A 20,723-nucleotide genomic window follows, 5' to 3' on the forward strand; every position below is an offset into this window, starting at 1 on the left:
AAAAAAATGCGAGATAGCATGTAAAAACAAGATGCCATCTTCGCCAGCAACATTTCAACAAAAAATCCATAAAAATCAATAAGAAAAAACCCACCCTCACCATTAAAACAATAAGGTGTAAAACATTAACCAGCCATAGGCAGTTAATCTAAGTGCGGTAAAAATTAACGCTCAATTAAACAACGTGGCTTACTGCTTCTATAACTATCATATGAAGATTTATTATTATTTTCCTCAGTAAATTCTTATGAATGCTAAATGAATAAAAATCCGTTTAGACATGAAAAATACTCAATCTCAAAATCAGGTTGAGTCTCTTTACCATCCTCACTCACTCTTGCCTGCCTGTTTCTGCTGTCCTGCTCCAAAACACGCCCGTAACGAGCAGGGAATGAATGTGGTAGAATGGCCGCACTTTCTTTCAGGCTGCTGAAAACTGTCTGAAATATCATTATCTGATTGAGCTGGAAACAGCTTTGGAGCCCAAATGAGTCAATGTGATTTTACCACTGAAGCCAACGTCGAAACTCTGGCCACGGAAGTTGCCTGTTTAAAAGCCACTTTAACGTTGATCCTCAAAGCCATTGGCCAGGCGGACGCGGGCAAAGTGATGCTTAACATGGAAAGATTTGCCGCTCAAATGGAAGATGAAAAGCAGGCTGAGATCTTCAGAAACTCCCTGCAACAGATTAAGTTCGCTTACCGCCAGTAAGCCGTCACTGTCAGGCCCGCTGCGCTGCGGGCCTTAGCCTTCGCGGCTTCTAGCACACTTCCCTCCCTCACCTTCCCCCGCTTTCTGCTAAAATCTAACTTCAACTTTCTCTACCAGACCGTTTCTCCCGAGAGATGTCTTACAAATAGGATAAAAACGATGAGCGAGAATAAGAGCGAAAATAAAACCAAGGCTGATGAAGTTCATATCAGCGACGGATTGGCGAAATTGCACGAAGTTGCCGAGCAAATGACCGAAGAAGAGCTTCAGCAAAAAGCCGAAGAGGCCAAACAAGCTGTTGAAGAAGCGAAGAAAAACCGCCATAAATAAGTCCTTCAGTCACGGATAAAGCGCGATGCTATCGTTGGGCAGGGAGAGCGTCCCTGCCATTTCAGCCTGTTTAGCCCCAACGCGCTTTATTTTTAGCCCGGATAATCGACCGATGCAGCACACTTCCCCACTTTCACCTTTTCAATCCCTTGCTTCACGCGCGGTAGAATATCAACACGGCGAGTGCGAAGCCCCTCATAGCCACAGCTGCTCGCAGCTCATTCACACTTTGAACGGCGTGGTGGAAGTCAGTACCGAAATGGGGATTTGGATGGTACCGCCGGGGCGCGGGGTGTGGCTTCCGGCCCATGTCCGCCACGGGTTGCGCTTTATCGGCGGCGTCAAAGCCAGAACGGTGTTTGTTGACTCTCTGGCCCGCGCGGACCTTCCTTCGCAATGTCAGGTAGTTCAAATATCGCCTTTGCTGCGCGAGCTGATCTCCTCTTCTTTGGCAATTCCCGCAGACTACCTGATTGGCGGGCGCGAGGAGCGTGTGATGGAGTTGCTGCTCGATGAGCTGCGGCTGCTGCCGGTGCTGCCTTTACACCTGCCGGAGCCAAGAGATGCCGCACTGTTGGCGATTTGCCGTGAAATTCAGCAGGCTCTCTCTTACCCGTGGGAGTTAGAAGATGTGGCTGCACAACTGCAAATCAGCGGGCGCACCCTGTCGCGCCGATTTCAGCGTGAAACCGGCCTGCGGTTTAGTGATTGGGTTAGGCGAGCAAGGCTACTGGCGGGAATTAACGCCTTGGCGGCGGGAACCTCAGTCTTGGACGTGGCGCTAGAGCTGGGCTATGACAGCCCCAGCGCCTTTAGTGCGATGTTTAAACGCGCGCTGGGCGTATCGCCCAGCGACTATTTCTCTCTCGATTTCCCTCTGCCCGTCGCTTAATTCAAAAATTGAGCGACGGCGTTAAACAGGGCCTGCAACGAGGCGCTGGACACATCGCTATCAATCCCTACGCCGTAGAAGGTTTCCCCCTGCTTGCGCTGGCAACTGACGTACGCCACCGCGCGGCTGTGGCTCTGATGCCCCAGCGTGTGCTCGTGGTAATCGCCGATGTCGAGCTGCAAGTCAAAGTGCCCGCTCAGAGCATCCACCGCGCCGGACAACAGGCCGTTGCCGCTGCCTGACAATGTCAGATCCTGCCCCTGATATTTCACTCGGGCGCTGAAGTGGTACTGGTTTCGCTCATCGCTGCGGATGTCATAACCCAGCAGTTGCAGCACCGGCTGATCCACCAAGCCATAGCGCTGGCGGAACAGACGCCATATATCGCTGGTGCTCATCTCTTTGCCGGTGGTATCGGTTTCGCGCTGGACGGCTTTACTGAAGGCTATCTGCAAGCCGCGTGGCAATTTCAGACCATGATTTTGCTCGAGCAGCCATGCCGCGCCGCTTTTCCCTGACTGGCTGTTGACGCGGATCACCGCCTCATAGCTGCAGCCCACGTCGGCAGGGTCCAGCGGCAAGTAAGGGACTTGCCAGTAAGCATCGCCACGGCTGGCCTGAGCTGCGAAGCCTTTTTTGATTGCATCTTGATGAGAACCGGAGAAAGCGGTAAACACCAGCTCACCCGCATACGGGTGGCGCGGATGTACCGGCAGCTGGTTGCACTGCTCGACAATCTCCACCAGGCTCTGCAAGTTGCTGAAATCTAAGCCAGGCGAAATACCCTGCGTGTAGAAATTCAGCGCCAGGGTGACCAAATCCACATTGCCCGTGCGCTCGCCGTTGCCAAACAGGCAACCTTCTACCCGGTCGGCCCCTGCCAGCATTGCCAGTTCGGCACAGGCTACGCCAGTTCCACGGTCATTGTGCGGATGCACACTGATCGACACCCGATCGCGACGGCTAAAGTGACGACAGAACCACTCAATCTGATCGGCATAGATGTTCGGCGTGCTGACCTCGACGGTGGCGGGCAAGTTGATGATCATCGGGCGCTGGGCGTTGGGTTGCCACACTTCAGCCACGGCTTCGCAAATCTCTAAAGAGAATTCCAGCTCGGTAAAACAGAAGGTTTCCGGCGAATATTCGAAGGTCCACTGGGTTTGCGGATACTGTTCGCACAGTTGGCGAATCTGCTTAGCGCCGCGCACCGCCAGTTCGCGCGTTGCCGCTTTATCCTGATTGAAAACCACGTCGCGGAAAATCGGCGCCGTGGCGTTATAAAGGTGGACGATAGCGCGCGGCACGTCCTTTAACGCTTCAAAAGTACGCTCGATCAGGTCCGGGCGTGATGGCGTAAGCACCTGAATATAGACATCTTCCGGGATCGCGTTGTCTTCAATCAGCCCACGCACGAAATCAAAATCGGTTTGCGACGCCGAGGGAAAAGCCACTTCTATCTGCTTGAAACCACAGCGCACCAACACATCAAAGAACTGGCGTTTACGCTCGTTATCCATCGGTTCGGCGAGTGACTGGTTGCCATCGCGTAGATCGCTTGAACACCACTGCGGCACCTTATTCAGCACTTTTCCCGGCCATTGACGATCGGCCAGATTGACTGGCGGAAAGGAACGATATTTCTGAGAAGGGTCGACTAACATGGTAATTCTCCATTCAACACTGCTGGCCTCATGCCGCAGCCTGAAAAGAGTATGCCGCAAGCCGCCAGACGGCGCGCCTCGCTAACTGACAGTGACCCGTGAGAAACGGACAACCGGAAAAAGGGAGAGATGGGAGGGGTTGGGCAAACGAAATGGGCTACAGAATTCTGTAGCCCAAAGCGATTTACTCTTCTGCGTTTTCAGCCACAAAGCGTGTGACTTTTAATAAGCGATCAAAGTGGGAAAGAATGAGTTCCACGTCTGATTGTAGAATCTCATCCGACGATTTCGCCGCCGCTAAAACCGCATTGTGGATATTGGTTGAAATATCGTCCTTTGATTCTTTACTCACCGAAAGAACCAGAGCAGCAATAAGCAAGGATTGCGCTTCAACCTGAGCCACCAGCTCTTTAGCCTCTACTTCGACTTTGGACAGTTTGATCAGCACATCGATCATTAAATTTTTCATTTGGGCACCCTTGGTTAATTCTGCACAATCGAAATTAGCACCGAATCTTGCGCAGCGGAAGTTAGCACTATCACACCATGATGATATAACTTTTTCCTGCGCTATTTATGCCAGAAGCCTTCTAAATTCGCCACATTCTCCCCCGCTCACTTTGCGCTATGCTAAGTTGGAATTATGCTGGCATGAAACATCGCGGTCGTGCTAAGGGAGGCGGTATGATTTTCCAGAAAGGCAGCATCGTTAAGCATCAATCCGGCGAAATTAAGGGTGTTGTCACCAACATCTTTGAACCGCTATCGGGGGATGTTTCTTACTACATTGCGTGGGGCGATGGCACCATCAGCCTGCACCCTGAGAGTGAAATACGCTGGGCCAGCGTGGACACGCCAAAGGCCTTCAGAAATTTCTACGAGAAATAAGAGCCAATATTAAGTAATATTGTCTTCCTTTTATAAGCAACCAAGATAAACCATTCATGATAATCAAACCTAAAATTCGCGGCTTTATCTGTACGACCACTCATCCGGTAGGCTGTGAAGCCAACGTGCGTGAGCAAATTGCCTACGTGAAAGCGCAAGGCAAACTGAAAGACGGACCAAAACGCGTCCTGGTCATCGGTGCCTCTACGGGTTATGGGCTTGCCTCAAGAATTAATGCTGCTTTCGGTTCAGACGCAGCCACCATCGGCGTGTTCTTCGAAAAACCGGGTAGCGAAGCGAAAACCGGTTCTGCTGGCTGGTACAACGCCGCGGCCTTTGATAAAGCAGCCAAAGAAGAAGGTCTGTACTCTAAAAGCGTCAACGGCGATGCATTCTCTAACGAATGCCGTGACACCGTGATCAAGCTGATTAAAGAAGATCTCGGCCAAATCGATCTGGTGGTTTACTCACTGGCTTCTCCAGTGCGCAAAATGCCAGATAGCGGCGAGCTGGTGCGTTCAGCCCTGAAACCTATCGGTGAACCGTATCAATCTACCGCGCTGGACACCAACAAAGACAAGCTGGTTTCTGCCGTAGTTGAGCCTGCAAACGAGCAAGAAATCGCTGATACCATCAAAGTGATGGGCGGCCAGGACTGGGAGCTGTGGATCAACGCTCTGGCAGACGCTGGCGTGTTGGCGGACAACGCCAAGTCCGTGGCTTACTCCTACATCGGTACTGAGCTGACCTGGCCAATCTACTGGCACGGTACATTGGGCAAGGCGAAAGAAGACTTGGATCGCGCAGCCCAGGCTATCGATACCAAACTGAAAGCCAAAGGCGGCTCGGCTAACGTTGCAGTACTGAAATCTGTCGTGACTCAGGCTTCTGCTGCGATTCCGGTTATGCCTCTGTACATCTCTATCGTGTTCAAAATCATGAAAGAGCAAGGTATCCACGAAGGCTGTATCGAGCAGATCCAACGCCTGTTTGCGACCAAAATGTACAATGACCAGACTCCATCCACCGACGACAAAAACCGTCTGCGCCTGGATGACTGGGAACTGCGTGACGAAGTGCAGAAAACCTGTGGCGAAATCTGGAAGCAACTGAACGATGACAATATCTATCAGCTGACTGATTACCAGAGCTACAAAGAAGAGTTCCTGCGCCTGTTCGGCTTCGGCCTGAAAGGCGTGGATTACGACGCTGACGTCAGCGCCGAAGTGAACTTCGACGTCATCGAATTAGTTTAAATCTTAATCGTTCAAACGCTGAAAACAAAAAGCCTGCTTAATTGCAGGCTTTTTTTGGGGTGTTACAAAACAAAAAAACCTCGCAATGGCGAGGCTTATTTTTCACTTTAATTCTATTTATATATCAAAAACGTTAAATCTTATGTTCTTTTTTATCAACGTCGATCATTAAATAGCTTAAAAGACCTCTGTCGGCATTTTTTCTAGCCATATCGTTATTGGCGATTAGATAAAATGACGTTGCGACATCATAAGGCGATTTTTCTGCTGGGTAGACGACAAACTGAAGAGGCTCCCCACCCTTAATTGGCGAGCATTGAATTTGCCATGAACCGTCTTTTTCAGCAGCAGGCAGGCATTTACTCATTCCAAAGCTATATGACATTTTAGAACTTACAGAGGCAACTGCGTCCTTTACATAAATTGGGGTTTTAGCACTTCCATAATTCCCGTATGCAAATGAAGCAACTAGTGCAAGTGGAATCACGCACAAAAACAATGGCTTAATTTTCATCATCCTGATACCTGTAGAAAACACAAATAAGTGAGAGCGCGTACAGAATAATCCTAAATTTTTATGATTTCCACCACTATCATACAAAAAAGTTCAAGATTTATAACCATTGGGTGAAAGTGGAAATTTTAGAAGCTACTTAGGTTACAAAGCTGTCTATTGATAGTTTTTCTTACTAAATCTTTTTATGAAAGGGTTAACTTGAAGCGTAATCATCTAATAAATATTATAAAAATGATAACTTACATTTGCTTACAGGCACTCAACCCATAGACTCATCTCAACCTAGACCTGGCTTCACTGGTGATTTTTTCGTCACACAAAGTTCACATACATTCAAATCACTTCACATTGCAACTCCTGTGGGGTTGATCTCTGCGAAACACCGATCACAAGACTTTCACCACTAACCTGATATATGATTTTTTTGATTCAGCTTCGTTAATATTGGTATTCTTCGGTATAATGATGAATAATAAATATAGCCACTCAACTCAACTATTTAAATATAAATTAAATAAACATTTATCTGAAAAACCCAACAAATGAAATAAATCTCATACATCATGGAAATAACAAATCCTTAATATAATAAACGTTCACACTAGCTTTTTATTGCTTAATATTTACCCATTAAAGTTTCTTATAAAATAAGAATAAACCAGCCCCTAACCTTCCCTTTAAGTAGTGCTTTTCTTCATAGTGTTATCTACCAAGCTCATTTCTTATGCCCCTGTTACAAGCTCAAAAATATCAAAAATTTTATGCAATTGGCCTGTATCTATCCGGCATTCGAACAAATTTTTATAGAAAAATCTGTCGTCACACCTGTCGCACCAGCATCATCGTGATGAATAATTACTCTGCCTCTAGGCCTACCTCGCGTTTTTCAATTATCTTGCAGTCATTCTCATAAACATTTGTGATTCCCATCACGTGTAAAACGCGTATTATTCGCGCCTGATGGATCTTGGGTTGTTTAATTAACAGACACTCATCATTTATGTAAAAAATACTATACGTTAATTTCATTCTTAATTTTCATGTTGGTTATAATAAGCTACGTTTTAACATTAGTATTACAGCACTTATCGGTATTCATGACTGAGAAGTACGAAAAAGAGCCATTCAGAGCTCAATAAATGAGAAAAAGCGCGATATGGTGCAGCGTTCAGCGCTATTAGGGCGAAAAAACAGGAATCAATACAACATGCAAGACGAGTCTAAAATCCTCAGCAAGCCGGAAGAGGAAGGTGCAGATAACCTGCGGCGCAACCTCAGTAACCGGCATATCCAGCTTATTGCTATCGGTGGCGCTATTGGTACCGGCCTGTTCATGGGGTCGGGGAAAACCATCAGCCTGGCGGGTCCATCCATCATCTTCGTTTATATGATCATCGGCTTTATGCTGTTTTTCGTAATGCGTGCGATGGGCGAACTGCTGCTTTCTAACCTTGAATATAAATCCTTCAGCGACTTCGCCGCTGACCTGCTGGGTCCGTGGGCGGGCTACTTTACGGGCTGGACCTACTGGTTCTGCTGGGTAGTCACCGGCATCGCCGACGTGGTGGCCATTACTGCTTATGCACAATTCTGGTTCCCCGGCTTGTCGCAGTGGATAGCCTCTTTACTCTGCGTTTTACTCTTGCTGAGCCTGAACCTCGCCACCGTTAAAATGTTTGGTGAGATGGAGTTCTGGTTCGCGATGATTAAAATCGTCGCCATCGTCGGCTTAATTATCACCGGCCTGGTGATGGTATTGACTCACTTTGAGACGCCAACCGGCTCGGTTGCCTCGTTCAGTAACTTGTGGAATGACGGCGGCTTCTTCCCCCACGGCATTAGCGGCTTCTTTGCTGGCTTCCAGATAGCGATTTTCGCCTTTGTCGGCATTGAATTAGTCGGAACGACCGCAGCCGAAACCAAAGATCCGGAGAAGTCTCTGCCGCGCGCCATCAACGCCATCCCGCTGCGCATCATCATGTTCTACGTTTTCTCGTTGATTATGATTATGTCAGTCACGCCGTGGAACTCCGTAGTGCCGGATAAGAGCCCGTTCGTCGAGCTGTTCGTGATTGCCGGCTTGCCCGCTGCCGCCAGCATTATTAACTTCGTGGTGCTGACCTCGGCGGCCTCTTCCGCCAACAGCGGCGTGTTCTCCACCAGCCGCATGTTGTTTGGTCTGGCACAGGAAGGCAATGCGCCGAAAGCCTTTGGTAAATTGTCCTCCCGCGCGGTGCCGTCAAACGGCCTGACCTTCTCCTGTATCTGCCTGCTGGGTGGCGTGGTACTGATTTATCTGATCCCCGACGTGGTGACAGTATTCACGCTGGTGACAACGGTTTCGGCCATTTTGTTTATGTTCGTTTGGACCATCATCCTCTGCTCGTATCTGGTATATCGCCGCCAGCGCCCGCAGTTGCATGAGAAATCCATCTACAAAATGCCGTTAGGCAAGTTGATGTGCTGGGTCTGTATGGCGTTCTTCGCCTGCGTGCTGGTGCTGTTAACCTTGCAGGATGATACCCGCCAGGCCCTGATGGTGACGCCACTGTGGTTTGTGGTGTTGGCGGTGGGATATTGGATCCGGACGAGAAATCGAAAGGTCTGAATTATTTAACTCAACACTTTGTCTTTCAGATGTTTTGGTTTTGCTCCTTCCCCTTTCAGGAGGGGGGAGGAGCAAGAAAAAACCACAAAATGATCTGGTCTAGTAAAAGTTTCAAAGGGTTTTCAAACCCGAATCCCCCCTATGATGATTCTTTGAATCCCCTGAACTGTTTGTTCAAAGAACGCCTCATCGTTGAGGGTTTTGCCGCTGATGGCTTCGACTTGCACGCTGAAATCCGCGTAATGCTGGGTGGTCGCCCAGAGCATGAATATCAAATGCAGAGGCTCGATGGGGGCTATCAACTCCTGCTTTATCCAGCCGCGAATGACGTCGGACTTATCCTCCACCAGCGTCTTGAGACTGCCGCCCAACTCCTGTTTCAACAACGGCGCGCCCTGCACCATCTCTAGACAGAACAGCCGCGAGGCTTGCGGGTGGTCGCGGGAGACGCAAAGCTTGAGGCGGATATACTCGCTGATGGCAGATAGCGGATGCTGCTCGGCGCGCAGGGCAATCAGCGGCGCGACCCACACGTCCAACAGCCCGCGCAGCACGGCGATATACAAATCCTCTTTTGATGGGAAGTAATACAGCAGGTTGGTTTTGGACACATCGGCGCGCTCGGCGACCTGATCCAGACTGGTACCGTGGATGCCGTACAACGAGAAAAACTCCAGCGCGGCAGCCATAATGGTGCTGCGCTTTGCCGCGACGGCTTTTGAACGCCGGGTCGGCGCTTTCTTCTGCTGCTCAATCTGCTGACTCACAACCTCTCCCGCCCCGCTTTCTGCAATATTCCGAGCATAACAAATGACTTTCACTGCGACTATCGTCAATCCCTTACCCCGTGAGCATTTCTGCAATTAACCACAAAGAGGTAATTTTTTAACAAAACCGCACCATTTTTGCCCACCTCTGCCTGTTTTTCGTGCAGTTAATTTTTACCAAATGGTCCGAATTAGACCAATTACTCCAGAAAACATGCTGCGTATTTTTCAACCGACTGAAAAATAAGCCGATTTAAAAACTGGCATTGGCTTTGCAATAGCTTCCTCGTCAATACGTTTTCACACAGCGCTGTCTGCCGTCCAAATGACTCAGGCAAGCCATTGTTAAGATTAGCGAAATTGAGGTGAGCTATGAAAATCGGTGTCTTTATTCCCATCGGCAACAACGGCTGGTTAATTTCCTCTACTGCGCCGCAGTACCAGCCTACTTTTGAGCTGAATAAAACCATTGTGCAAAAAGCCGAACACTACAACTTCGACTTCGCGCTATCGATGATCAAGCTGCGCGGCTTCGGCGGCAAAACCGAGTTCTGGGAACACAATATGGAGTCGTTCACCCTGATGGCGGGCCTCGCCGCGGTGACTTCCCGCATTAAACTCTATGCCACCGCCGCCACATTAGTGATGCCACCGGCCATAGTGGCCCGCATGGCCGCGACCATTGACTCTATCTCCAACGGCCGGTTTGGCGTCAACGTGGTCACCGGCTGGCAGAAACCGGAATATGAGCAAATGGGCATGTGGCCGGGCGACGACTACTTCAGCCGCCGCTACGACTACCTGACCGAATACGTCACCGTGCTGCGCGACCTGTGGGGCACCGGCCACTGTGACTTAGACGGCGAGTTCTTCAAGATGGATGACTGCCGCGTCAGCCCACGCCCGCAGGCCGAGATGAAAGTGATCTGCGCCGGGCAGAGTGACGCGGGCATGGCCTTTTCCGCCAAACATGCCGATTTCAACTTCTGCTTCGGCAAAGGCGTCAACACGCCCACCGCCTTCGCCCCGACCGCCGCGCGGATGAAAACCGCAGCAGACGCCGAGCAGCGCGACGTCGCCTCTTATGTCTTATTCATGATCATCGCCGATGAAACCGACGCCGCCGCCCGCGCCAAGTGGGAACTGTACAAATCCGGGGCCGACGCCGACGCGCTGGCGTGGCTCACCGACCAGAGCAGCAAAGACACCAAGTCAGGCAGCGACACCAATGTGCGCCAGATGGCCGACCCAACCTCGGCGGTGAATATCAACATGGGCACGCTGGTCGGCTCCTATGCCAACGTCGCCAAAATGCTGGATGAAATCGCGACCGTCCCCGGCACTGAGGGCATCCTGCTGACATTCGACGACTTCGTAAACGGCATTGAAAACTTCGGCCAGTACATCCAACCGCTGATGAAAACCCGTCAAGACGTGCTGACTCACAACATTGAACAGAAAGAGGTGGCCTGATGACCGTGTTTGATCAATCGAAAGCTGACAACGTTGTTCGCCGCGATACCCAAAGCAGCGGCCAAGAAACACTATTAAAAGCTCGCCCGGAAACTATTGCGTTTACCCCGCAGCAGGCCGCGCTGATCGTGGTGGATATGCAAAACGCCTACGCCTCGCAGGGCGGCTATCTGGATTTGGCGGGCTTTGACGTGTCGGCCACCGGCCCGGTGATTAAAAACATCCAGCGGGCGATTGCCGCGGCGCGCTCGGCGGGCATCAAAGTCATTTTCTTCCAAAACGGCTGGGACAATCAGTATGTCGAAGCGGGCGGCAGCGGCTCGCCAAATTATCACAAGTCCAATGCACTCAAGACCATGCGAAAACGTCCTGAATTGATGGGAAAACTGCTGGCAAAAGGCGACTGGGACTACGACTTAGTGGACCAACTTCAGCCACAGCCGGGTGACATCGTGCTGCCGAAACCGCGCTACAGCGGCTTCTTCAACACCCAGCTCGACAGCCTGTTGCGCAGCTACGGCATTCATCATCTGGTATTTACCGGCATTGCCACTAACGTTTGCGTGGAATCCACCCTGCGCGACGGCTTCTTCCTCGAATATTTCGGCGTAGTGCTGGAAGACGCGACTCATCAGGCCGGGCCGGACTTCGCGCAAAAAGCCGCGATTTACAACATTGAAACCTTCTTCGGCTGGGTGTCCAACGTCAATAGCTTCTGCGATGCCGTGGGTTATAGCGAGCAGCCGCTGAGTAAATCAGCCTGATAATAAATTGAGGAAAAATAATGCCTAAAAGCGCGATTATTCCAGCAGGCAGCGGCGTTCCGCTGGCTCCATTTGTTCCGGGCACTTTGGCCGATGGCGTGGTTTACGTCTCGGGAACCCTGCCCTTTGATAAAGACAACAATGTGGTGCATATCGGCGATGCCGCTGCGCAAACTCGCCACGTGCTGGAAATCATCAAAAAGGTGATTGAAACGGCGGGCGGCGCCATGGATGACGTCACCATGAACTCCATTTTCATTACCGACTGGGCCAATTATGGCGCCGTGAATCAGGTGTATGCCGAATACTTCCCCGGCGAAAAACCCGCACGCTTCTGCATTCAGTGTGGACTGGTTAAGCCGGACGCCCTGATAGAAATCGCCTCAATCGCCCATATCGGCAAGTGATAAACCCAAGTTCACCTAGGAGATTAACCATGTATTACAAAGTATTGGGTAAAGACTCTCCGTCGGTGGATACCGTTGTGCTGTCATCGGGACTGGGCGGCGTACACGGCTTTTGGCAGCCACAGCTGGCGATGTTAGCAGAGCACTTTCGCGTGGTGCTGTATGACCAGCAGGGCACCGGCGTTAGTCAGGGCGAGGTGCCTGCGGGTTACAGAATGGAAGATATGGCCGACGAGCTGGCGGGGCTGCTGAATGAACTGCATATCGACCGTTGTCATATCGTCGGACATGCGCTGGGGGGGATTATTGGGCTGCATTTGGCCCTGCGCTACCCTTCCCTGCTGCAAAGTCTGGTGGTGGTTAACGGCTGGGCCAGGCTTGATTCGCAAACCCGCCGCTGCTTTGAAGTGCGCCAAAACCTTTTATTAAACAGCGGGGTTGATGCCTATGTGCAGGCCCAGCCGCTGTTTCTTTATCCTGCCGACTGGCTTTCTGCTCATCGCGATTTGCTTGAGCAGGAGAGGCAGCATCAGGTTGCGCATTTTCAAGGGATGGAAAACCTGCTGCGGCGGTTAGAAGCGCTGATGACCTCTGACCTGACCGATTCGCTCAGTCAGGTGATTGCGCCGGTGCTGGCTCTAAGCAGTAAAGACGACCTGCTAGTGCCTTGGCACCAGTCGGTTTCGCTGGCGCAGGCCCTGCCCCACGGCGAGCATCAGCAGATGAATTACGGCGGTCATGCCATGAGCGTGACCGACAGTGACACCTTTAACGCACTTTTATTGGCATGGTTGCAGACCCACGGCCTGCAAAGCCAGAACCCCATTTCAAGCCTTAACCCGACGGAAATCCCATGGCCGAAGCATTAACCGCCAGCGCGCTGGCAACCCTATTCACCGAAGCCCGCACCCATAACGGCTGGCTGGAAAAGCCGGTTAGCGATGAACTGCTCCAGCAGGTTTACGAGCTGGCGCGCATGGGGCCAACCTCGGCCAACTGTAGCCCGGCGCGCATTGTGTTTGTGCGCAGTCAAGAGGCTAAGGAGAAGCTGGCTCCGGCGCTTTCCAGCGGCAATCTGGCTAAAACTATGTCCGCGCCGGTGACCGCCATTGTCGGCTGGGACCCCGAGTTTTACGAGGCGCTTCCCGAGCTATTTCCTCACGGCGACGCCCGTTCGTGGTTTACCTCCAGCCCGGAACTGGCCCATGAGACGGCATTTCGTAACAGCAGCTTGCAGGCGGCTTACCTGATCATGGCCTGCCGTTCGCTGGGTTTAGACACCGGACCGATGTCCGGCTTTGACCCTACTAAAGTGGATGCCGCATTTATGTCAGAGCTGGGCTGGAAGTCCAACTTCCTGATAAACATCGGCTATGGCGACAGCAGCAAAGTCTACGCCCGTCTGCCGCGCCTTGACTTTGACCGCGCCTGTAGGCTGGTCTGAAAAGGGAGAAACCTGATGCAAACGGCAACCCCACATCACCCGATCCTGCCGGTGGAAAAGCAGGATTTTCGCGATGCTATGGCGCGGCTCGGCACGGCGGTGAACATCATCACGACAGATGGCCCGGCGGGACGCGCCGGATTTACCGCCTCGGCGGTGTGCAGCGTGACCGACACCCCACCGACCCTGCTGGTGTGCCTGAATCGCTCGGCCTCGGTCTACCCGATGTTCAAACAGAACCACGTGCTGTGCGTCAACACGCTGGCCCATAACCATGAGTCGCTATCCAACCTGTTTGGCGGCAAAACGCCGATGGAACAGCGATTCGAGGCCGCCGAGTGGTCAACGCTGGCAACCGGCTCGCCCATTTTGAGCGGCGCTCTGGTCTCTTTCGACTGCAACATCACTCAAATCACCAGCGTCGGCACTCACGACATTCTGATATGCGAAGCCGTGGCGCTGTTGCGCAACGATGAAAGCCACGGACTGGCCTATTTCGACCGCCGCTATCACTCCTTAATGCGCGCGGCAAATTCAGGTTCTTAATGGGCCCTAACGCGCCTGTCAAAGCAGGCTGTTTTCACCTTTACTCGTGATGTTTTCTCACTGCGGAGCACAATATGGCGAATTCCTGGTTTCCAAAATGGCGTTTACGGCAGGGCAATCTGGATGGCGCCGTTGTCGCGCCGGATGAGCGTTTGACTTTAGGGCAGACGATGGTGATGGGCTTGCAGCACACGGTAGCGATGTTTGGCGCGACGGTGCTCATGCCGCTGCTGATGGGCTTTGACGCCAACATGGCCATCCTAATGTCAGGGATTGGCACCCTGCTGTTCTTCCTGGTGGTTGGTGGGCGAGTGCCTAGCTACCTTGGCTCCAGCGCCTCTTTTGTCGGGCTGGTGATTGCAGTGACGGGCTACAGCGGGCAAGGCGCCAACCCGAATATCGCCTTAGCTCTCGGCGGCATTATCGCCTGTGGCGCTGTGTATATGCTGATAGGTTTTGTGGTGATGGCAGTCGGGACGCGCTGGATTGAAAAGCTGATGCCGCCGGTGGTCACGGGTGCCGTGGTCATGGCGATCGGCCTGAATCTGGCACCCATCGCCATTCACAGCGTGTCCGCCTCTTCATTCGACAGCTGGATGGCGGTGGTTACCGTGCTGTGCATCGGCGCGGTGGCGGTATTTACGCGCGGGCTGGTGCAAAAGCTGTTGCTTTTGCTGGGGCTGGTCGCCGCCTACGCTATTTACGTAGTCGTCACTAACGGCCTGGGGTTAGGCAAACCGGTCGATTTCAGCATCATCTCGCAAGCCGCGTGGTTTGGCCTGCCGACCATAACTACCCCAACGTTTAGCGCTCACGCCATGCTGCTGATCGCGCCGGTCGCGGTGATCCTGGTGGCCGAGAACCTCGGGCACATCAAGGCCGTGGCGGGCATGACCGGAAAAAATCTCGACCCGTACATGGGTCGCGCCTTTGTCGGCGACGGATTGGCAACCATGCTCTCCGGCGCGGTCGGCAGCAGCGGCGTGACCACTTATGCAGAAAACATTGGCGTCATGGCGGTCACCAAAATTTATTCCACGCTTATTTTTGTTGCCGCCGCCGCCGTTGCCATCGTTTTGGGCTTCTCTCCCAAATTTGGTGCAGTGATCCACACCATTCCCGGCCCGGTACTCGGCGGGGCATCCATCGTGGTCTTTGGTTTAATTGCGGTTTCAGGGGCGCGCATCTGGTTGCAGAACAAGGTTGATCTCAATGAAAACGGTAACCTGATAATGGTCGCAGTGACGCTGGTGCTGGGCGCGGGCAACTTCTCCCTGACGCTCGGCGGCTTCACGCTGGGCGGTATCGGCACGGCAACCTTCGGCGCTATCTTGCTCAATGCATTACTTAAAAATCGTCGACTCACAAAAACTGGCACAGAAGCTGCATTAAAAGGTAACTGACGACCTCAGTTTCTCCTTAGCTCATCAATTTTGATGATCACCGGCTGTTATTCGGTCCACCCGTCCGATTTAGCAGCCGGTTTTTTCTTTCTGCTCACACCACAAAGCTTGTGTGTTTGCCGTCAGGCAGCTCGACATCAATGCGCAGTTTTCCGCCCATCGCTTCAACATAACGTTTCATGGTCGACAGCTTGATATCATTGCCGCGCTGCTCAATCGCCACCACCGAAGGCTGGCTGATCCCCATCGCCTTGGCTACCGCCGCCTGCGACATCGCCAACTGCTCGCGCAGGGCGTAGAGCTTCACCTCAAGCAGCATTTCATCAGCCGCCTCGGAGATGCGCTTTTGACTTTCACTGCTGCGCGCAGCCAGTAAGTCTTGTAAATTTTTCGCCATTTTAATGCTCCTTATTCTTCCCGTAGATGCCTCAGATACGCCTGATCGGCAATGTGAAGCATCCGTTTGTAGAACTGCTTTTCCTTGCCCTTTTTGCTCCCCGCGCACAGAACAATGGCCTGGCGGAAAGGATCAAAAGCAAAGAAAGCACGAAGTGGCTCCCCTTTGTGCTGTATCCGCAACTCCTTCAAGTGCGGGTAACCCGAGCCACAAACAGTATCGACCAACGGCCTTCCGAGCTGCGGCCCTCCTCGACGAAGAGCTAATAAACCCGCAAGAACTTTCTCCTGAGTTCCATCATTTTGCTGATCAAACCATTGATCAAACAAATCCGTGGTTAGTACCGTCCACATGGCGCCACCCTTTATAGACTATAATCTATATTCAGAGATTAACAAAGCACTAAAATAAGCCAAAGGAGGGGATGAGAAAGGGTTTGTTTTCACGCCATGCGAGGCGTATTCCAAATTACCACGCTATAAAAATCAACAACCTGACCAAAGACTCACCAAACAACATCTATTTTTCGTTAACCCTTTGACATGCCTGCGGGCAGTCGCTATTATTCGCCCCGTTCCAACGATTCCTCTGTAGTTCAGTCGGTAGAACGGCGGACTGTTAATCCGTATGTCACTGGTTCGAGTCCAGTCAGAGGAGCCATATTAGAGACGCCCGCTTAAGGAAACTTAAGCGGGCGTTTTGCTTTGGTGTTTTCGCCGACTGATTCGTCAGTTGGCTCAAAATTGGTTATCATCCGCCCCCCCTCTTCCTGCGGAAAGCCTGATGTCTACGATTATCGATACCTTTATCGCCCCGCCGTGCCACGACGAGATCGAGACGCTCTATCAGGACGAGCATCTGCTGCTGATCAATAAGCCTGCCGGGCTGCTGAGCCTGTCGGGTAAAAATCCGCTCAATCTCGATTCGGTCCATCATCGGCTGGTGCAGACATTCCCCGGCTGCACTCTGGTTCATCGCCTCGATTTCGGTACTTCTGGCCTGATGGTGATTGCCCGCAATAAGCCAATCAATGCCGCACTTTGCCAGCAGTTCAGTCAGCGCAGCGTGACGAAAATCTACAGCGCCCTGCTCTGCGGGCATCTGGATGAAGATGAAGGGGTGATTGATGCGCCCATTGCCAAAGAGCCGGCGCTGTTCCCGCTGATGTCAATTTGCGTCATTCACGGCAAGCCCGCGCGCTCCGGCTATCGGGTGATTGAACGCTTATACCGTGAGTTAGAAAACGGCGCATTGCTGCCCTTGACGCGGGTGGAGCTGACGCCAGAAACCGGGCGCACGCACCAGTTGCGCATTCACTGTCAGCTACTGGGCCACCCCATTTTAGGCTGTGATTTGTATGGCGGCCTGCTGCTGCCGGGGACTGAACAGACACCTCGCCTGATGCTGCACGCCAGCGAGCTGCATTTTGTGCATCCCATCAGCGGGGTGAAAATCGAAGCCCGTCATGCTAGTCCTTTCTAAGCCACAACCTCCATACGCAACCCTTGATCACCACATCAAATCGTCGGGCACTTTAAAGTCAGCATACGGATCTTCTTCATCCTGCTCTTCCTGACTGAGCGCGCTGTTTAAAGCAATGCTGCCGGCGTCTCGCTGGGCAATTTTATCAGCGACGCTTGCAGGAATAATGGCGTACTGACTCTCACTCGGGTTATCGGTAACCCAACGAGCAATGGCGAGACGCCCGCTAATCAACTGGGCCTGAGTGACCTTATCCACCATTATTTTTTTGATAAGATTATTATCGGTGAAGTTAAAACCAATATCGCCTTTTGCAATATCAATTCTATTCATTTCAATCAGTTGTTTAACCTGAGCTTTATGTTCTTTAGATAACACAGCCTGTTTGTGTTGTTCATTTAACTGTTTATCACGCTCAAGCTGCGTTTTTTTATTTTCTTCCACCGCTTCTCTTGCCTCACGCGCCTGAACCCGTGACTTTTTAGCCGTTCTCTGAACTTTAGCCACCTTTTTGCTGGTCACTAATCCGGCTTTTAGCAGTTGCTCTTGTAAGGTCAGTTTTGTCATTTTCGTTTCTAAACTCGTTAAATAATTTCTGCGATTATAGCGGTAATTTTTGAGGCAGTGCTAGGTGGCGGAACTCCTCCGCCATTTTCACCACTCACTTAGCTTAGGAAGCTATTTGAGGTGAGTTAAAATGCGCGTATTGCCTTCCCAATCTGGTCCGGCCTTCAATGGCTCAATTTCTTCGTCGGCTGATGAAACCTCTTTTGGAACCCAGCCGCCTGCCAGCACCTTGAACCGGGCAAGTTCGGGTTCAAATCTGTCAATTCAGTACGGTCAGACCAATAATCAGGCCAACAGCGCGGCGGCCGCCAATGATCCGGGCGATATTATCAACGAGCTGGCGTCGATGATTGCCGGTTTATTGCGAAAAATGAGTGACGCGCAAAACGGCGCGGCTTCAGGCACTCCATCTGCACCGACTGGCACCCCAGCGCCCGCCAGCTCGGGTGTGAATGCGCCGCAGAGCGCAAGCCCAATTTCGGCTACTTCGGCAACTTCAGCCACCTCCGCCAGTTCGGCTAGCGCTGCAGCCAGTTCTACTGCCTCTTCGGCCGACGCTGACTTTATCGATAACTCGAAATACTCTTCTCCCGAGGAGTTAAAAAAGTATGCCCCGCTGGTGGCGAACCTGCCGCCAGACCAGCAGTTGCAAGCTGAAAAAGAGATGAATCGCCCAGCGGCGGCGGCCAAGATGGCGGCGGCCGGTGGCCCTGACGCCGCTCATGCCAAAGCCTTTATCGACGCCAACCCGGCGCTGAAAACCGCCACTGACGTCGGCAAGCACGGTGGCAAGCCTGATGGCAAAACCACCAACGGTGACTATGCCGCCTTCGCCAATAATATGGACAAAGCCCGCGACGCGGCGGTCAAAGACGTCACGGACTACCAGAAGGCTCACCCGAATGCCGATCCGCAGTCCTTGCAGATGGTGACTTCTGCGGCGACGCTGCGCGCCAGCGAACCTCTGGTGAAATGCGCCTCGCTAGACTCCAACGGCAAGGTTGATTCCTACATCACCGCCGACTCGCTGAAGGCCATTCAGCATAATAATCCGGGCTTGTCCCCTGCTTTGCAGCAAGCGGCCAAAACCTTCTCCCAGCCCGGCTTCTTATACATGCTGGATCAGGGCGGGTTAGAAGGTAAAGATTTGGCGCTGCACAACCCGGATCAGAAAATCAGCGGCAGCAATATCGACAACTGGATCGCCAAGCAGGCGCCGACCAACAGCGGCGAGTTCGCCAGCATGATGAATGACGCGGCGACCCGCAACGCCGTGGCAAACGTGGATATCAGCAATCTCGGGGCCGACGTGTTCCAGAACCCGCAAAACTACAGCGGTGCGCAGAAAGCGGCGGTGTTGGTCAAACTGCAACAAACGCAGGGCCAAGTAGATGGCGGCAGCTCGCTGCGTAAAACCGACAAAACCTCGCAGGCGCTGCAAGATGATATCGCGCAATTGCAGAGCGACCCGGACGTGCAGAAGTTTATGGCGCAGGCCGTGCCTGGACAGGAAAAGATGATGATTGGCAATGACCCCGGTCTAAGCAAAGCGGTGAATCAAAGCTATCAGGATCTGATTTCAGGCAAAACCATGGACCAAGATATGCAGGCCGCGCGCGACGCCGCCGCCAAGGCCAATGCCGGTAAGAAGCCGGAAGACCAGCAGCCGGTGGATTACAGCGACGCCATTAACAGCCTCAATTCAGAGCTGCAATTGCAGGGCGACCTTCAGGGCAAAGGGGCGAACCTGCCCACCACCGCGCAGGTGATCAACAGCCGCCCTGACATCAAACAGCAAATTCAGACTTCCTACGAGCAGAACTTCACTCAAGGTCAGGCGGTAGAAAGTGGTCTGAAAAATAACAGCAAGGTCGATGCCAAAGACGTACTGGCGAGTGTCGATCAGAAGAAAGCCGCCTATGAAGATGCTATCCCGGACAGCGTGACAGCAGCCTCGGAAGATGGCTACGCCGAAGCCACCATGAAAGCCCTAAGCACCACCAGCAAAGGCATGAGCTTCCTCAACACGTTGAAAGACGCCGGCACCCTGCCGAAAGACAGCGATTTGACCAAGATGACCGGCAAAGAGATGTATTCGCAGCTGCGCGATGGGGTGGAGAAGCAAACCAGCGAGATGGGGCTGAGCATGGCGAAAAGAGCCTCACTCAGTGGCAGCGGCATCATGAGCGTCGCGGGTCTGGCGTCGGTGTCTGAACAGTTGAAATCGGGCGATAAAGCAGGCGCGGCGAAAACCATTTATGACGGCATCAAAGGCAGCTCGGAGCTGGGCAAACTCGGCTTTAACACCGCCGCCGAAGCCTTGGGCAAAGATGCTTCCGTGGGGCTGGGCCGTATCGCAGGCAGCGTGGCCGGTCGCGTGGCTGGCACGGTCGCAGGTGAAGCAGCCGGTGCCGCCGCTGCCGAGGCGCTGGGTGCAGCCGCCGGGCCGGTCGGCTGGATCGTCGACGCGGCGATGGGCTTAGGTTTCGGGATCAAAGCCATTATTGACGCGGTGAAAAAGCACAAAGATCAGAAAACCTTCGACCACAACGTTGACCCCACCCTCAAACAGTTTGGTATTCCCACGCCAAGCTAATGGAGGCAAT

The 20,723-nt window shown here is 52.4% G+C and carries 22 protein-coding genes and 1 tRNA gene; 16 read left to right on the plus strand and 7 right to left on the minus strand.

Features of this window, described 5'->3' with window-relative positions; all coding sequences use genetic code 11:
* The first annotated feature begins 487 nt into the window (after positions 1-487).
* The 3 genes from ACT3RT_RS02405 to ACT3RT_RS02415 all read left to right on the plus strand — a co-directional run bounded on the left by ACT3RT_RS02405 (position 488) and on the right by ACT3RT_RS02415 (position 1,934).
* Positions 488-712, plus strand: coding sequence for a DUF2594 family protein (locus tag ACT3RT_RS02405; protein ID WP_034791456.1), 225 nt, complete (start codon positions 488-490; stop codon positions 710-712).
* A gap of 159 nt (positions 713-871) precedes the next feature.
* Complete coding sequence (locus ACT3RT_RS02410) at positions 872-1,042, plus strand: hypothetical protein (protein ID WP_353502587.1); 171 nt, start codon at positions 872-874, stop codon at positions 1,040-1,042.
* 112 nt (positions 1,043-1,154) lie between these two features.
* The gene (locus ACT3RT_RS02415) at positions 1,155-1,934 is read left to right on the plus strand and encodes an AraC family transcriptional regulator (RefSeq protein WP_353502588.1); all 780 of its coding nucleotides are present in this window, start codon (positions 1,155-1,157) and stop codon (positions 1,932-1,934) included.
* On the opposite strand, the gene leuA is transcribed toward ACT3RT_RS02415, so the two are convergent.
* Together leuA and iraP are read right to left on the minus strand one after the other, a co-directional pair.
* Positions 1,931-3,598, minus strand: a complete 1,668-nt coding sequence (leuA, locus tag ACT3RT_RS02420; protein ID WP_485901263.1) for a 2-isopropylmalate synthase — start codon at positions 3,596-3,598, stop codon at positions 1,931-1,933. The two genes, ACT3RT_RS02415 and leuA, sit on opposite strands and share 4 nt — an antisense overlap.
* A 184-nt stretch (positions 3,599-3,782) precedes the next feature.
* Positions 3,783-4,067 (minus strand): anti-adapter protein IraP, encoded by a 285-nt coding sequence (gene iraP / locus ACT3RT_RS02425; RefSeq protein WP_353502590.1) that lies wholly within the window; start codon positions 4,065-4,067, stop codon positions 3,783-3,785.
* A 182-nt stretch (positions 4,068-4,249) separates the two neighbouring features.
* Here iraP and ACT3RT_RS02430 point away from each other — a divergent pair, with 182 nt between their 5' ends.
* Positions 4,250-4,486 (plus strand): hypothetical protein, encoded by a 237-nt coding sequence (locus tag ACT3RT_RS02430; protein ID WP_496202445.1) that lies wholly within the window; start codon positions 4,250-4,252, stop codon positions 4,484-4,486.
* Positions 4,487-4,542: 56 nt separating this feature from the next.
* Positions 4,543-5,742, plus strand: coding sequence for an enoyl-ACP reductase FabV (gene fabV / locus ACT3RT_RS02435; RefSeq protein WP_353502592.1), 1,200 nt, complete (start codon positions 4,543-4,545; stop codon positions 5,740-5,742).
* 133 nt (positions 5,743-5,875) lie between these two features.
* Here fabV and ACT3RT_RS02440 read toward each other — a convergent pair whose 3' ends face one another.
* Positions 5,876-6,259, minus strand: coding sequence for a hypothetical protein (locus ACT3RT_RS02440; RefSeq protein ID WP_485901266.1), 384 nt, complete (start codon positions 6,257-6,259; stop codon positions 5,876-5,878).
* Between the two features lie 1,207 nt (positions 6,260-7,466).
* On the opposite strand from ACT3RT_RS02440, the gene cycA reads away from it, so the two are divergent.
* Positions 7,467-8,867, plus strand: a complete 1,401-nt coding sequence (gene cycA / locus ACT3RT_RS02445; RefSeq protein ID WP_353502594.1) for a D-serine/D-alanine/glycine transporter — start codon at positions 7,467-7,469, stop codon at positions 8,865-8,867.
* Between the two features lie 122 nt (positions 8,868-8,989).
* On the opposite strand, the gene rutR is transcribed toward cycA, so the two are convergent.
* Positions 8,990-9,661: an HTH-type transcriptional regulator RutR gene (gene rutR / locus ACT3RT_RS02450; protein WP_437342035.1), complete on the minus strand. Its 672-nt coding sequence runs from the start codon at positions 9,659-9,661 to the stop codon at positions 8,990-8,992.
* 345 nt (positions 9,662-10,006) lie between these two features.
* Here rutR and rutA point away from each other — a divergent pair, with 345 nt between their 5' ends.
* From rutA to rutG, 7 genes are all read left to right on the plus strand, one after another.
* On the plus strand, positions 10,007-11,107 hold the full coding sequence (gene rutA / locus ACT3RT_RS02455; RefSeq protein WP_353502596.1) for a pyrimidine utilization protein A: 1,101 nt from the start codon (positions 10,007-10,009) through the stop codon (positions 11,105-11,107).
* A complete protein-coding gene (gene rutB / locus ACT3RT_RS02460) occupies positions 11,107-11,871 on the plus strand; it encodes a pyrimidine utilization protein B (protein WP_353502597.1) in 765 nt (254 codons plus the stop codon). Before rutA ends, rutB begins: the two co-directional genes overlap by 1 nt.
* Positions 11,872-11,891: 20 nt before the next feature.
* Complete coding sequence (gene rutC, locus ACT3RT_RS02465; RefSeq protein WP_496202446.1) at positions 11,892-12,278, plus strand: pyrimidine utilization protein C; 387 nt, start codon at positions 11,892-11,894, stop codon at positions 12,276-12,278.
* Positions 12,279-12,307: 29 nt separating this feature from the next.
* Entirely contained in the window at positions 12,308-13,147 is an 840-nt protein-coding gene (gene rutD, locus ACT3RT_RS02470; protein ID WP_496202447.1) for a pyrimidine utilization protein D, read from the plus strand.
* Positions 13,132-13,722, plus strand: a complete 591-nt coding sequence (locus ACT3RT_RS02475) for a malonic semialdehyde reductase (protein WP_496199938.1) — start codon at positions 13,132-13,134, stop codon at positions 13,720-13,722. The genes rutD and ACT3RT_RS02475 overlap by 16 nt, the downstream gene beginning before the upstream one ends.
* Positions 13,723-13,737: 15 nt before the next feature.
* Positions 13,738-14,268 carry an NADH-dependent FMN reductase RutF gene (rutF, locus tag ACT3RT_RS02480; RefSeq protein ID WP_496202448.1) on the plus strand — a complete coding sequence of 177 codons (531 nt, stop codon included), beginning with the start codon at positions 13,738-13,740 and terminating at the stop codon, positions 14,266-14,268.
* A 74-nt stretch (positions 14,269-14,342) separates the two neighbouring features.
* A complete protein-coding gene (gene rutG / locus ACT3RT_RS02485) occupies positions 14,343-15,671 on the plus strand; it encodes a pyrimidine utilization transport protein G (RefSeq protein WP_496202449.1) in 1,329 nt (442 codons plus the stop codon).
* A gap of 94 nt (positions 15,672-15,765) precedes the next feature.
* Here rutG and ACT3RT_RS02490 read toward each other — a convergent pair whose 3' ends face one another.
* Positions 15,766-16,068, minus strand: a complete 303-nt coding sequence (locus ACT3RT_RS02490; protein WP_034791537.1) for a helix-turn-helix domain-containing protein — start codon at positions 16,066-16,068, stop codon at positions 15,766-15,768.
* 11 nt (positions 16,069-16,079) lie between these two features.
* A complete protein-coding gene (locus ACT3RT_RS02495) occupies positions 16,080-16,421 on the minus strand; it encodes a type II toxin-antitoxin system RelE/ParE family toxin (RefSeq protein ID WP_353502603.1) in 342 nt (113 codons plus the stop codon).
* A gap of 231 nt (positions 16,422-16,652) precedes the next feature.
* On the opposite strand from ACT3RT_RS02495, the gene ACT3RT_RS02500 reads away from it, so the two are divergent.
* Positions 16,653-16,728 (plus strand) — tRNA-Asn (locus tag ACT3RT_RS02500).
* A 123-nt stretch (positions 16,729-16,851) separates the two neighbouring features.
* Positions 16,852-17,550: an RluA family pseudouridine synthase gene (locus ACT3RT_RS02505; RefSeq protein ID WP_496202450.1), complete on the plus strand. Its 699-nt coding sequence runs from the start codon at positions 16,852-16,854 to the stop codon at positions 17,548-17,550.
* Positions 17,551-17,577: 27 nt separating this feature from the next.
* On the opposite strand, the gene ACT3RT_RS02510 is transcribed toward ACT3RT_RS02505, so the two are convergent.
* Positions 17,578-18,117: a DUF2058 domain-containing protein gene (locus tag ACT3RT_RS02510; protein ID WP_353502607.1), complete on the minus strand. Its 540-nt coding sequence runs from the start codon at positions 18,115-18,117 to the stop codon at positions 17,578-17,580.
* Between the two features lie 130 nt (positions 18,118-18,247).
* Between ACT3RT_RS02510 and ACT3RT_RS02515 the strand changes: the two genes are divergently transcribed.
* Positions 18,248-20,713, plus strand: coding sequence for a type III effector HrpK domain-containing protein (locus ACT3RT_RS02515; RefSeq protein ID WP_485901284.1), 2,466 nt, complete (start codon positions 18,248-18,250; stop codon positions 20,711-20,713).
* Positions 20,714-20,723: the final 10 nt, after the last annotated feature.

It is taken from the genome of Ewingella sp. AOP9-I1-14, from assembly GCF_052375995.1.
GTDB lineage: Bacteria > Pseudomonadota > Gammaproteobacteria > Enterobacterales > Enterobacteriaceae > Ewingella > Ewingella allii.